12 protein-coding genes and 1 pseudogene are annotated in these 13,163 nt (G+C 43.2%); 7 read left to right on the forward strand and 6 right to left on the reverse strand.

The annotated features are described in order from the left end of the window. The first annotated feature begins 130 nt into the window (after nucleotides 1-130). A complete protein-coding gene (gene trxB / locus NSP_RS08335) occupies nucleotides 131-1,498 on the forward strand; it encodes a thioredoxin-disulfide reductase (RefSeq protein ID WP_006195613.1) in 1,368 nt (455 codons plus the stop codon). Between the two features lie 38 nt (nucleotides 1,499-1,536). On the opposite strand, the gene NSP_RS08340 is transcribed toward trxB, so the two are convergent. The 3 genes from NSP_RS08340 to NSP_RS08350 form a co-directional block, all read right to left on the reverse strand. Next, complete coding sequence (locus NSP_RS08340) at nucleotides 1,537-1,950, reverse strand: putative toxin-antitoxin system toxin component, PIN family (RefSeq protein ID WP_006195612.1); 414 nt, start codon at nucleotides 1,948-1,950, stop codon at nucleotides 1,537-1,539. Next, nucleotides 1,947-2,186, reverse strand: a complete 240-nt coding sequence (locus NSP_RS08345) for a hypothetical protein (RefSeq protein WP_006195610.1) — start codon at nucleotides 2,184-2,186, stop codon at nucleotides 1,947-1,949. Before NSP_RS08345 ends, NSP_RS08340 begins: the two co-directional genes overlap by 4 nt. Before the next feature lie 93 nt (nucleotides 2,187-2,279). Next, nucleotides 2,280-2,615, reverse strand: a complete 336-nt coding sequence (locus NSP_RS08350; RefSeq protein ID WP_006195609.1) for a XisI protein — start codon at nucleotides 2,613-2,615, stop codon at nucleotides 2,280-2,282. Nucleotides 2,616-2,672: 57 nt separating this feature from the next. Here NSP_RS08350 and NSP_RS08355 point away from each other — a divergent pair, with 57 nt between their 5' ends. The 4 genes from NSP_RS08355 (at nucleotide 2,673) to NSP_RS08370 (ending at nucleotide 5,302) form a co-directional block, all read left to right on the forward strand. Continuing rightward, nucleotides 2,673-3,569: an ABC transporter permease gene (locus NSP_RS08355; protein WP_006195608.1), complete on the forward strand. Its 897-nt coding sequence runs from the start codon at nucleotides 2,673-2,675 to the stop codon at nucleotides 3,567-3,569. A 127-nt stretch (nucleotides 3,570-3,696) separates the two neighbouring features. Continuing rightward, nucleotides 3,697-3,900: a hypothetical protein gene (locus NSP_RS08360; protein ID WP_006195606.1), complete on the forward strand. Its 204-nt coding sequence runs from the start codon at nucleotides 3,697-3,699 to the stop codon at nucleotides 3,898-3,900. Nucleotides 3,901-4,002: 102 nt separating this feature from the next. Next, nucleotides 4,003-4,887, forward strand: coding sequence for an ROK family protein (locus tag NSP_RS08365; RefSeq protein WP_006195605.1), 885 nt, complete (start codon nucleotides 4,003-4,005; stop codon nucleotides 4,885-4,887). Nucleotides 4,888-4,897: 10 nt separating this feature from the next. Next, nucleotides 4,898-5,302 carry a hypothetical protein gene (locus NSP_RS08370; RefSeq protein WP_006195604.1) on the forward strand — a complete coding sequence of 135 codons (405 nt, stop codon included), beginning with the start codon at nucleotides 4,898-4,900 and terminating at the stop codon, nucleotides 5,300-5,302. 101 nt (nucleotides 5,303-5,403) lie between these two features. On the opposite strand, the gene NSP_RS08375 is transcribed toward NSP_RS08370, so the two are convergent. Continuing rightward, on the reverse strand, nucleotides 5,404-7,041 hold the full coding sequence (locus NSP_RS08375; protein ID WP_006195601.1) for a CTP synthase: 1,638 nt from the start codon (nucleotides 7,039-7,041) through the stop codon (nucleotides 5,404-5,406). 90 nt (nucleotides 7,042-7,131) lie between these two features. Between NSP_RS08375 and NSP_RS08380 the strand changes: the two genes are divergently transcribed. Further along, complete coding sequence (locus NSP_RS08380; protein ID WP_173403270.1) at nucleotides 7,132-8,955, forward strand: N-acetylmuramoyl-L-alanine amidase; 1,824 nt, start codon at nucleotides 7,132-7,134, stop codon at nucleotides 8,953-8,955. Nucleotides 8,956-9,075: 120 nt separating this feature from the next. Then, a pseudogene (locus tag NSP_RS08385) lies at nucleotides 9,076-10,068 on the forward strand (SH3 domain-containing protein); the annotation flags it as partial. Nucleotides 10,069-10,429: 361 nt separating this feature from the next. On the opposite strand, the gene NSP_RS08390 reads toward NSP_RS08385, so the two are convergent. Together NSP_RS08390 and argZ are read right to left on the reverse strand one after the other, a co-directional pair. After that, on the reverse strand, nucleotides 10,430-10,933 hold the full coding sequence (locus NSP_RS08390; RefSeq protein ID WP_006195597.1) for a DUF2085 domain-containing protein: 504 nt from the start codon (nucleotides 10,931-10,933) through the stop codon (nucleotides 10,430-10,432). A 38-nt stretch (nucleotides 10,934-10,971) separates the two neighbouring features. Next, nucleotides 10,972-13,083 (reverse strand): bifunctional arginine dihydrolase/ornithine cyclodeaminase, encoded by a 2,112-nt coding sequence (gene argZ / locus NSP_RS08395; RefSeq protein WP_006195596.1) that lies wholly within the window; start codon nucleotides 13,081-13,083, stop codon nucleotides 10,972-10,974. Between the last annotated feature and the right edge of the window lie 80 nt (nucleotides 13,084-13,163).

A 13,163-nucleotide genomic window follows, 5' to 3' on the forward strand; every position in this document is an offset into this window, starting at 1 on the left:
AAAATTTAGCTCATGTTTTCTCATGCTCCCCTCTCCTTAGTAAGGAGAGGGGCTGGGGGTGAGGTTCTGTCGCATTCCTGAGCTGATTATGCTATATTAACCGTAGTCATTATGAGTTCAATTAATTATTATGACTAACCCGACTGTAGAAAATTTAGTAATTATTGGCTCTGGTCCAGCAGGCTATACGGCGGCTATCTATGCGGGACGAGCAAATTTAAAACCTGTGGTGTTTGAAGGTTTTGAAATGGGGGGTTTACCGGGTGGTCAATTGATGACAACGACGGAGGTGGAAAATTTTCCGGGGTTCCCCCAAGGGATTACGGGACCGGAACTGATGGATAATATGAAGGCGCAAGCTGAACGCTGGGGGGCGGAGTTATATACTGAGGATGTGACTGCTGTTGATTTGAGTCAGCGTCCTTTTATTGTTCGTTCTGAAGAAAGAGAAATCAAAACCCATAGTATAGTTATAGCTACTGGTGCAACTGCGAAGCGTTTGGGTTTACCCAGTGAACATCAATTCTGGAGTCGGGGTATCTCTGCTTGTGCAATTTGCGACGGTGCAACTCCCATTTTTCACGGTGCAGAATTAGCTGTTATTGGTGCTGGGGACTCGGCGGCGGAAGAGTCTATTTACTTGACTAAATACGGTTCTAAGGTAAATCTGCTGGTGCGTTCTGAACAAATGCGGGCTTCTAAAGCTATGCAAGACCGGGTTTTAAGTAATCCTAAAATTCAAGTACATTGGCATACTGAAGCTGTGGATATCTTCGGTAATGGTCAAATGGCTGGGGTGAAGGTGCGGAATAATCAAACTGGGGAGGAAAGTAAACTCCACGCTAAGGGTTTATTTTACGCTATTGGTAACACTCCCAATACTAGGTTATTTCAAGGACAACTAGAATTGGATGAGGTGGGTTACGTTGTCACGAAAAATAATTCTGTAGAAACGAGTGTAGAAGGTGTGTTTGCGGCTGGGGATGTGCAGGATCATGAGTTTCGTCAAGCTGTTACGGCTGCTGGTTCTGGCTGTATGGCGGCGATGTTGGCTGAACGCTGGTTATCTGCTAGGAGTTTAATTACGGAATTTCATCAGTTAGCTACATCTGTGAATGAATTGGAAACCCACCCAGCGAAGAAAACTGAAGCGGAAGCAGAGGCTGGATTTAATTTGCAGGGAACTCGCCATGAGGGGGGTTATGCTTTAAGAAAATTATTCCATGAAAGCGATCGCCTAATCATAGTCAAATACATTTCCCCTGGTTGTGGTCCTTGTCATACCCTGAAGCCGATATTAAATAAAGTCATAGATGAATTTGAGGGTAAAATCCACTTTGTAGAAATTGATATCGACCAAGACCGAGATATTGCGGAAAATGCTAATGTCACAGGAACACCGACGGTGCAATTCTTTAAAAATCAGGAATTGCTGCACGAAGTCAAAGGTGTGAAGCAAAAAAGCGAGTATCGTCAGATAATTGAGCGTTATCTTTAGAGGTTGGGAAGGTGGGTTGTCTCTATAGCACTACATACTCACTTTCCCTCTTGGCAAACTAAGCTGTTAAATAAAGACACAGAAATAATCGTAGTATTTAGCAAAGTTTGTGCCTGATTAAAATCAGAATCACCAGTAATCAAAAAATCCGCCTCTGCGGCTACAGCACAAGCTAAAAACTTTGCATCTTTTCTATCTCTAGGAAAATCAATTTCTACATTCACATCAATGAGCGTTATGAAGGTATCGATGATTTCAAACCATTCAGATATCACTTCATCTGTCAACTTAAACTTCCGGCGACTTAAAACTTCTTTATATTCCCTGACAATTTCTTGAGAAACTATCCACTCCCAATCAGGATGAGCAACAATAAACTGAATAACGGCTCTTGGTACTCTACCTTTAAGAATGGCGGAAACTAAAACATTTGTATCAACAACAACTTTCATTCTCCTCGTCTGTAAGCTTCTATTTCTGCTTCTATTTCTGTTTCTGTAATATCTTGTAGTCCTGGGCTAGATTGTGTTTTATCAAACAAATCTTTCAATTTCTTACTGATTTCCGCTTTTGGGTTATCCTCAGCTAAAATAATTATTTCTACTCTCTGCCCTGCTTGAAAAGGTAAATCAGATAATATTACTTGCCTTGGATCTGTTATGGTGATGTATTTTTTGTAAGCGTTCATAATTCTTCTCTTAAGTCCAAAAAAAATTAGGCATAATCCCACCTCTTTCTCAGTCTAGCTCTGTATTCACCGCAAAGCAGCAACGAGAGCAATTTAAGCCACAGCATATCCGGTATGTTGTCTCACGTTTGGTGGGTGAAATCCTAAGACAATTTTATCTTTGGGAATACCTGCGGCTACTAATTCGTAGGTAACACCATCTTCTGTATCATCCCTTTGCACCCAAATTTTGCCATCAATTATGTCAATATGAACTAAGCAACCGTGAATGCGTTTGACACCATCCCAGCCTAAAGTTATCAGTAAATAGCTGTTATTCTCACTATCAAACACTGTTTTACATTCAATGGCTGCATGGGAATAAGGAATTTGTGTGTAGGGTACTAATACCTCTTTGATGATGCGTTGATAATTATCTAAGATATCCATCGTTTAGATTCTCTGCTTCGATTAAAATTGTATCTTGCTTTATGCAGGCGATCGCTCATGGCCATGACTAAACGTCAGCTACCGAAATTTTTACGTTTTGCCCAAAATCCTAATCTTTCCCAAAGATTAATGCTGATAGGGATAGTCATTACTCTATTTTTCCTCTTTCTGGCATTTTTCGCTCCCGTGTTACAAGCTTGGGGATGGTTGCAAAACCCCAGAGAGTTCCTGTCTAACCCCATTCAAGAACCACCCTCAGCTAAATATTGGTTTGGTACGAGTCGCTTGGGACATGATGTATTTTCTCGCACTTTGTTTGGCGCTCAGGCTGCATTGCAGGTAGTAATTTTAGCTACATCACTCAGTATGTTTATTGGTGTGCCGTTGGGAATGGTCAGTGGTTATCTCGGCGGTAAATTAGATAAGCTGTTGCTGTTTATTATGGATAGCATCTACACCTTACCAGGGCTTCTGCTTTCTGTTACACTGGCTTTTGTAGTAGGTAGAGGAATTTTCAATGCGGCGATCGCCATTAGCATTGCCTACGTTCCCCAATATTATCGTGTTGTCCGTAATCACACGGTAAGCGTTAAAACTGAGGTATTTATTGAAGCGGCTCAAGCAATGGGTGCTTCTACTTGGGTGGTACTATCGCGCTATCTATTTTTTAACGTCATTCAAAGCGTACCCGTCTTATTTACCCTCAACGCCGCCGACGCAATTTTAGTATTAGGCGGTTTAGGCTTTTTGGGGCTAGGACTTCCCGAAGAAGTGCCAGAATGGGGACATGATTTAAGACAAGCTTTAGAAGCCTTACCTACAGGTATTTGGTGGACTACCCTCTTCCCTGGGTTAGCAATGACATTCATGGTAGTAGGGTTATCACTACTGGGTGAAGGGCTAAATGAGTTTGTCAATCCTCGATTACGGCGCGAAAATAGAATGCGGAAATAAATCAGGGAACAGTTATCAGTTATCAGTTATCAAGGTGTATGGTGGGTGATTGAGACTTGCCATTAATTGCATCAAAATGGCTGTTTTTGCGTTTAAATATGTTTGAAGTTATTACACACAGAGTAGAGTGAAAGATAATATTTCTTTAATTGCGGCTGCTACTGGCGGGTTTATGTTATCTGTCGCGTTGTCCGGCTTGTTACGGGGTACACCGATGACAGCTTGGCAGTTACCATTGAGTGTTCATTCTGCAATGGCGACGAGTTCACAGGTTGTTGTCAAAGAATCAGAAAAATCAGATTTTTTGGGCAATAAAACCCAAAAAAGCTAATACAATTTGTATTCTCCCCTCTCCTTGGTAAGGAGAGGGGTTGGGGGTGAGGTTCTGTATTTGATTTAGTGAAGCGGTTAGGTCTGTTTTATATGTTTTCAGGTGGTTAATTCACAAGTAATTGGTATTGATGTCGGGGGAACCGCAATTAAGCTCGGACGGTTCAAACAAGATGGTTCTTGCTTACAATGTTTGACTGTAGCAACTCCCCAACCATCGACACCAGAAGCAGTTCTAGCTGTCATGGTGGATGCGATCGCTCAAGTTGACCCATATAATCAAGCTGTGGCTATTGGTGTGGGTACTCCTGGTCCGGCTGATAAAACCGGACGCATTGCCCAAATTGCCATCAACTTACCGGGATGGCAAAATGTGCCTTTAGCAGACTGGTTAGAAGCGAAAACAGGTAAACCGACGGTTATTGCTAATGATGCCAATTGTGCAGGTTTAGCAGAAGCTTGGTTGGGTGCTGGTCGCCACTTTCATAACCTGATTTTGTTGACTTTAGGAACTGGGGTTGGTGGTGCGATTATTTTGGATGGTAAACTGTTTGTGGGACATCAAGGCGCTGCTGGGGAACTGGGTTTAATTACCTTGAACCCGGATGGACTTATGTGTAAAAGTGGCAATTCCGGTTCTTTGGAACAGTATGCTTCAATTTCGGCAATTCGTCGCCGCACAGGTAAGGAACCCTCGGAATTAGGCGCACTCGCCGCCGCCGGAGATATAAAGGCGTTGACTTTTTGGCAAGAATATGGTAAGGATTTGGGTATTGGTTTAGCTAGTTTGATTTATGTATTAACACCCCAAGCCATTATTCTCGGTGGTGGTATCAGTGCTAGCTTTGAGTTTTTTTTCCCCGCAGTCAAAGCAGAAATTGAGCAGCGAGTTATGTTTACATCTCGCGCCGGCTTACAAATTTTACCAGCACAATTAGGCAATTCGGCGGGAATGGTGGGTGCAGCAAAATTAGTCATTAGTCATTAGTCATTAGTCATTGGTCATTGGTCATTGGTCATTGGTCATTGGTCATTGGTCATTGGTCATTGGTCATTGGTCATTGGTCATTGGTCATTGGTCATTGGTCATTGGTCATTGGTCATTGGTCATTGGTCATTGGTCATTGGTCATTGGTCATTGGTCATTGGTCATTGGTCATTGGTCATTGGTCATTGGTCATTGGTCATTGGTCATTGGTCATTGGTCATTGGTCATTAGTCATTGGTCATTGGTCATTGGTCATTGGTCATTAGTCATTAGTCATTGGTCATTGGTCATTGGTCATTGGTCATTAGTCATTGGTCATTGGTCATTGGTCATTGGGAAGTTACGCTCTTCTCCCCAAACCTCCCACACTCCCCAAACCTCCCACACTCCCCAAACCTCCCACACTCCCCAATGATGCACCCTATATATAAGGGAAAATATCCTCAAGTCCTAAGTTAATGTTGCTTAGTACTGTTTCAAAACTCAAAAAAGCGACCTTCTTGAGTTTTGAATTGCTTAAGAAACCTCCACGGGTGTTGGTAAGTTAGATATTGAATGAGTCCGGTTAATCGAAGCTTCCATAAATCCTTTAAATAAAGGATGAGGAGTGCTAGGACGAGAATGGAACTCTGGATGAAATTGACAAGCTAAAAAGAACGGATGTTGGGGAAATTCCACAATTTCCACTAAACGTCCATCGGGAGAAGTTCCACTAATCACATAACCCGACTCTAACAACAGATTACGGTAATTATTGTTAAACTCATAGCGATGCCGATGGCGTTCGTCAACTACTTCTTGTTGATAAAGATTAGCAGCCAGAGTGTTAGGGAGAAGATGACAAGGATAGAGTCCTAATCGCATGGTTCCGCCTAAATCAACTACATCCTGCTGTTCTGGTAACAAGTTAATGACTGGATACTTGGTTTCCGGGTCAAATTCGGCACTGTTCGCACCGTTTAAGCCTTCAACGTTTCTCGCCCATTCAATTACGGAACATTGCATTCCTAAGCATAAACCTAAGAAGGGAATTTGGCGATCGCGTGCATATTTAATCGCAGCAATTTTGCCATCGACTCCCCGAATGCCAAAACCTCCCGGTACTAAAATACCATCAACACCGGCCAAATAAGTTTCAGCTGATTCATTTTCTAAATCTTCGGAGTTCACCCACCGCAAACGTAAATCCCCGTAGGTAGAAATAGCCGCATGACGCAGGGCTTCAACTACAGAGAGATAAGCATCACTTAATCGCACATATTTCCCAACAATGGCAATTTCTACAGTGTATTTCGGACTGTATAAACGTTCTACCATTGTTTGCCACTGTACCAAATTCGGTTGGCGTTGTTCCATTTGCAGCAAATCTAATGCTTGTTCTGCCAGTCCTTCCCGTTCTACAATCAGGGGTACTTCATAAATACTGCTGGCATCTTGGGCAGTGATCACACATTCTTGGGGAACATCGCAAAATTCTGATAACTTGCGTTTTAAGCCCAGAGGGATCGCGCGATCGCACCGACAGACTAAAATATCTGGTTGAATGCCAATTGATCTCAATTCCTTCACAGAATGCTGAGTGGGCTTGGTTTTCATTTCCCCAGCCGAAGCTATCCAAGGTATGAGGGTAACGTGCATATACAATACATTTTGCCGTCCCACTTCCTTGCGTAATTGGCGAATAGCTTCCAAAAACGGCAGTGATTCAATATCGCCCACCGTGCCGCCAATTTCCGTAATTAATACAGATGGATTCGTATCTTGGGCAACTCTGAGAATTCGTTCTTTAATTTCGTTAGTGATATGGGGGATAACCTGTACTGTCCCGCCATTATAGTCTCCGCGTCGCTCTTTATTAATTACCGCTTGGTAAATTGAACCAGTGGTAACACTGTTTAACCGCGACATTGATGTATCAGTAAAGCGTTCGTAATGTCCCAAGTCCAAATCGGTTTCAGCACCGTCTTCGGTAACAAAAACTTCCCCATGCTGAAAAGGACTCATTGTACCTGGATCGATATTAATATAAGGGTCGAGTTTCAAAATCGACACCGAATAATCGCGCGATTTGAGTAAACGTCCCAGACTTGCTGCTACAATGCCCTTGCCAATACTGGAAACTACACCTCCAGTTACAAAAATAAACTTAGTCATAGTATAGTAATTTGAATTTTTAGCAACTTCTCAAAAAACATCCCGTAATTGTGCCACAGTTTCTGTGGTGAAATCTTTTGTGCTGTTGTCGTGAAAAAACTTCTAGGATTAGTAATATTAGGGTTTATCGTTACCTCCTCTGTAGTAGCATGGGCAGGAATGGCTACGCCACGCGAGCTATCATCACTTTTGGTTGTTTATCCTCGAAACAGCCACCAGACAAGGGCAGAAAAAATCTTCTTGATTGGTACAGCGCCACCCGATGGAAAGGTTCTCATCAATGGTAAGGCAATTAACCGCAGTCAAGCAGGCCATTTTGCTCCAAGTTTTCCTTTGCAGTTGGGAGAAAATCTCTTTACTGTCCGTCACCAAAATCAACAACTAGAAATTCAAGTTACAAGGCTGGCTACACAACCTGAGTTACCTCAAGGGTTAGCCTTTGGCAAAGATTCTCTCACTCCAGCTGCCGACATTGCCAGACTACCGGGAGAATTAATTTGTTTTAGTGCGATCGCACCCCCTAATGCCAGTGTATCTGTCAAACTGGCAAATCAAACTATTTCTCTTGCACCCCAACCTCAAACAGTAAGTCTACCAAGTAATTCGGCGGCTCTCACAGGAAACAACCAGCCTACTGCCCAGTTTATCCCAGGAAAGTATCAAGGTTGCACCACAGTTCAACAACCTATTTCGCCCAACTTGGGTAACAACATCATTTCTGGTGCTAAAACCATAGATTTGGGGAAACCGGAATTTCAACTGAGACTCAACGGAAAGACGATAACTCAACCAGGAACTGGCAAAATTGAAATTCTCTCACCTGCAAACTTACAAGTTGTGGAAGTGATAGTAGATGCAGGGGTAGGGCGTACAGGCCCCAGTACCGATTATTCCCGACTCACCCCACTACCCAAAGGTACACAGGCTTCGGTGACAGGGAGTGAAGGTGAATGGTTGCGCCTTGACTATGGCGGTTGGATTAATAGTCAGGAAACTCGCGTTTTACCAGGTGCTATTCCGCCACGCACAACGATTCGCAGTGTCGGATATCGCCGACTTCCTAGTGCCACAGAGATAGTTTTCCCTCTACAGGTTCCAGTACCCGTCAGTGTGCAACAAAGCGATAATCATTTCACTCTCACACTTTACAACACTACTGCCCAAACAGATACTATTCGTTTAGATGATGACCCTTTAATTTCTCGTCTAGATTGGCAGCAGGTAGCTCCAGGGCAGGTACAATACACCTTTAACCTCAAAAAAGCTCAACAGTGGGGATATAAGCTGAGATACGAGAATACAGCCCTGGTTTTAGCTTTGCGTCATCCGCCAACAATGGGGCGAGAAAGAGGAAAACCACTATCTGATATGAAGATTCTACTCGATCCCGGACATGGTGGCAAAGAATCCGGTGCAGTGGGTCCGAATGGATATACAGAAAAAGAAGTCAATTTAGTCGTATCCAAGTTATTCCGCGATGAATTGCTGAATTTAGGGGCGACAGTAGTCATGACTAGGGAGACTGATATTGATGTTTCTCTAGGCGATCGCATGGCCATGATAGATCGAGAAGCACCGGCGATCGCACTTTCCATACATTACAATGCTTTACCTGATAGTGGTGATGCGGAGAATACCAAGGGAATCGGCACTTTCTGGTATCATCCCCAAGCTCATAGCCTAGCTATATTTATGCACAATTATTTAGTGCAAAAATTAAATAGACCTTCTTATGGGGTATTTTGGAATAATCTCGCCCTCACACGTCCAACAGCTGCACCATCGGTTTTATTGGAATTGGGTTTTATGATTAACCCCCAAGAATTTGAATGGTTAACAAATCCTCAAGAACAGAAAAAGTTAGCAAAAGCCTTGGCTGATGGTGTTGTAGAGTGGTTTAAAATTAGTCAGTAGTCATTGGTCAATCAATTTTAGATTTTAGATTTTAGATTTTAGATTAGACTGCAATCTAAAATTGCAAATCCAAAATCTAAAATTCTTTACTCCCCACTCCCCACTCCCCATTCCCCAATCATGCGATCGCTTTTAGGATTAATCATTCTCGGTTCTCTCACAACTCCCACAGTAGCTTGGGCGCAAGAAAACACGCTGAAGGTGGTTTATCCGCCAGCTAATCATGAAACTAATACAGATAAAATATTCCTCCTGGGGACTGCACCACCAACGGGACAAGTTTTAATTAATAATCAACCCATTCAGCGCAGTAAATCTGGACATTTCGCCCCTAGCTTTCCTTTGGAAGTGGGAGAAAATCTGTTTACTGTACGTTACCAAAATCAAGAAATTCAGATGCAGGTAACTAGAGTTGATCATCAACCACAAATACCCCAAGGATTAGCCTTTGTCGAAGATTCCCTGACTCCTAAACTTGATATTTCTCGACTACCAGGAGAAAAGATTTGTTTTAGTGCCATCGCCTCTCCTAATGCTAATTTAAGCGTAAGATTGGGAGAGCGAACTGTTAAGCTATCACCGCAACCAAAACAAATATCTCTACCCAGTAATTCAGCCATATATATAGATGGTAAAAATCAACCCATCACTCAAATTGTCCCAGGTAAATATCAGGGATGCACGACATTAGGAATATTATCAGATGGGGAAAAACCGGAATTTCAATTAACTCTCAATAATCAAACAATAACTCAATTCAGTTCTGGTCAGATTCAAACCCTGTCACCAGCCAAACTCCCAGTAGTAGAAATCATAGCCGAGGCTGGTGTGGCGCGCACAGGCCCCAGTACCACTGATTCACGGTTAACGCCTTTACCCCAAGGTGTGAGAGCATCTGTGACAGCAAAAGAAGGTGATTGGTTACGTTTAGACTATGGAGGCTGGATTCATAGTCAAGAAACTCGGATGATTCCAGGCGCAATTCCACCACACTCCAAGATTCGCAGTATAATTTCGCGGGAATTACCGACAGCGACAGAAATCGTCTTTCCTCTGCAAGTTCCTGTACCTGTAACGGTAGAACAGGGGGATAAAACTTTTACCCTGATTTTGAGTTGGCGATGGATGTTGAGGAACAAAGGAGGTTAGCGAGGGTTTTGGCTGAGGGTGTTGTGGAGTGGTTTAATAAATGATTTTTATCACGCAGAGGCGCAGAGGCGCAGAGAGTAAGAGAGTTGGGATTTTAGGCTGGGTTAGTAGCTATTAATTTACCAATGTTATGGAAGTATTCGTTTTTTAAGCCAGGAGCTACAGGATGGTGAGATATTACAAATACAGTTTGACTATTTCTACAGGTTAAGAAACCTTCTGAAGTTGGTAAAAATTCAACATCTGTTATTGTTTTTGTGATTTTTCTCCATGAATATTCATATCCCTTTCCATGCGATCGCCTGTTGTTGTTCAAACTAAACAGTTAGTTAGCAATTTTACCTTGTTGCCAACCGTGTAAAATCGGCATAGTAAATAAACCCCAAGCCAAACCCGTAATTAACCCAAAGGGTGTCACCAAATAATTATTAAAATCCCATAACCCGAAAACCTGAGCAGCCAATTCCAAAGGATAAGCCATCATTAACACACTAGCCAAAGCTGCACCATTCCAGCCATATTGACTTAACCAGTAAAAACCCTTACCACCAGTTACCCCATATAACAACCGAGTAACTAGCAACCCCGTAACAGTACCATAGCAGCGCATACAAACAGCCATAATAAACGGGGATGCTAAATCCAAACCCATATTAGGTTGCGGACAGACATGATTACCCATGAAATAAATAATGTCCGCAATCCTACTCAGCAAAGACACATGAGACGCAGCCAAAAAAGGAGCAATAGGGGGGCCAAAAACCATCCCCACCAACAGGAAATCAGCAATAAAACTCACCCAATTAACCTGAAAAACTACTCTCTTCATTCTTCTCTGCGCCTCTGCGCCTCTGCGTGCAATATTTCTTAACCTACACTAGCAATGTATGGACTTGTCAACTTTTCCAACTGCTGAATCAACAGACTGAGGAACAAACCGACATCAGTCACCACACCCACCGATTCCACAGAACCGCGATCGCTTAACTTAGTAACTACAGCTGGATTAATATCTACACAGACCATCTTCACCCCTGCCGGAGTCATATTTCCCACCCCAATGGAGTGTAACATGGAAGACAACATCAAAATCATCTCCGCACCCTCAATTAGTTTAGCGTATTCCTCCTGTGCCTTAATCAAATCCGTTTGGGTATCAGGTAAAGGACCATCATCCCGAATGGAACCAGCCAGGCTAAAAGGCACATTGTTAGAGACACACTCATACATCACGCCATTTTTAATTACTCCCGCTTCCACAGCCTTAGCAATGCTGCCATAACGACGGATAATATTGATGGCTTTGAGGTGATGGCGATGCCCACCACGGACGGCTACACCCCGCTTCATGTCTACACCGAGGGAAGTCCCCATCATATTTTGCTCTATGTCATGGACGGCGATCGCATTACCACCCAAGAGCGCCTGTACATATCCTTCCCGAATCAGTTGCGCCAAATGTTCGCCGCCGCCTGTGTGAATCACTACAGGTCCCGCCGTGACAACTACTTTACCGCCAGCATCCCTAATTTTACGTAATTCCCAAGCGACTTGCTCCACCACAAGTTCCACACGTCTTTCACTGGAAACCCCAGAGGACATAAAGCTAAATTCTTGAGCATTACGATGTTCGCGGGATTCAGTTTTGCGGATAGTACGGATACCGAGTACATCAACAATTACTTTGTCGCCCACTTCTAAGTCACGTAACAGTTTACACTTAGCTACTAAACCATTGGGAGTTTGAGTAATGGCGATCGCGCCATCCATGCGCTGATTCTGTACCCGCACCCATTCACCATTAATCCGCACTTCCGTAGGATAAATCGTACTCACATAGAAATCATCAGGAGCCACCCCAGCTTGAATTACAGGCTGTAATTTAGCATCTCGTTCATCTTGGGGTAAATCGACAGCACCCAAATCAATTAACTGCGAGATGATTTCTTCCATCACCTCATGAGAAGGCGCTGAAACTCGCACCTCAGCCGCAGATGTACTTTGGCGTTGTTCTCCCAAGTTAAAATTCATGACTTGGAAACTACCGCCAGTATCCACAATCAAGTCTAAAGCACGGTTAATCAAGCCAGAGTCCAGTAAATGACCTTCCATGCGAATCACGCGGCTTTCTACCGAGACATTAGCATGAATTTCTGCGTCTAGTGGTTCTGTGACTCGCAGTGTGAGACATTTAGCAGCACCACCGGCTTTGAGGAATTCTGTCAGTGGGGTTTCAATGACTTGGAAACCAACATCTGCTAAACGTGCTTTTAAAGCATTGCTGGCTTTGTTCATAATCACGATGCTTTCCACATTCACCGTATTACAGGCGAAGTTGACAGCATCAGCTTCGGTAATTGCGATCCGCTTTTCTGGCGCAACTCGCATTTCTATTAAGCGGTTAGAATAAGCATCAAAAGCGCCGGGATAATACAATAAATAGCCGTTAGCTAAAGGACAGAAGCAGGTATCTAAGTGATAGAAGCGCTCATCAATTAACCGCAGGGATAGCACCTCAATATCTAGCCATTTAGCTAAATAAGGGTGAGAATCTAATTCTGAGCGAAAACCATATCCAGCCCATAACCAACGTCCTTCCCGATCTAAAAGTGCATCTCCAGCACCTTCAAAGGGTAAATCTTTCGGGAGTAAATTAACCGTGTAACCGTTTTCCTCAAACCAGTTTTGGAAGAAAGGTTCTTCTCCCTGACGTTCTTTGTGGAGAAATCGACTCAGGACAACATTTTGTCCCAAGACTAAACCCGCGTTGGCGGTAAATACCATGTCAGGCCAACCAATCTGGGGCGGTACTAAATCGACAATGGCGTGTTGTTTGAGGATGTGGTAGAGTTTTTCCCACTGTTCTACGGCGCGATCGCGCGAAGACTTGTGAATATTCCCTTCCATCCAGGGATTAATTACATAGTCTACATCATAGTGGTCAGGGGCGCACATCAAGAAGCGAATCAAGGAAGTCATAAAAATATTACAAGCGTTGAGATGCTACAAGCCTACTTCAAAGACAGTTTTTTGTGGTGCTAATTTTTTGTATCCAGCTA

Origin of the sequence: Nodularia spumigena CCY9414 (assembly GCF_000340565.2) — a bacterium.
GTDB lineage: Bacteria > Cyanobacteriota > Cyanobacteriia > Cyanobacteriales > Nostocaceae > Nodularia > Nodularia spumigena.

Bases quoted from the DNA above. Each gene is read 5' to 3' on its own strand.
- trxB (WP_006195613.1), top strand. From the start codon at position 131: ATGACTAACCCGACTGTAGAAAATTTAGTAATTATTGGCTCTGGTCCA.
- NSP_RS08340 (WP_006195612.1), bottom strand. From the start codon at position 1,950: ATGAAAGTTGTTGTTGATACAAATGTTTTAGTTTCCGCCATTCTTAAA.
- NSP_RS08345 (WP_006195610.1), bottom strand. From the start codon at position 2,186: ATGAACGCTTACAAAAAATACATCACCATAACAGATCCAAGGCAAGTA.
- NSP_RS08350 (WP_006195609.1), bottom strand. From the start codon at position 2,615: ATGGATATCTTAGATAATTATCAACGCATCATCAAAGAGGTATTAGTA.
- NSP_RS08355 (WP_006195608.1), top strand. From the start codon at position 2,673: ATGGCCATGACTAAACGTCAGCTACCGAAATTTTTACGTTTTGCCCAA.
- NSP_RS08375 (WP_006195601.1), bottom strand. From the start codon at position 7,041: ATGACTAAGTTTATTTTTGTAACTGGAGGTGTAGTTTCCAGTATTGGC.
- NSP_RS08390 (WP_006195597.1), bottom strand. From the start codon at position 10,933: ATGAAGAGAGTAGTTTTTCAGGTTAATTGGGTGAGTTTTATTGCTGAT.
- argZ (WP_006195596.1), bottom strand. From the start codon at position 13,083: ATGACTTCCTTGATTCGCTTCTTGATGTGCGCCCCTGACCACTATGAT.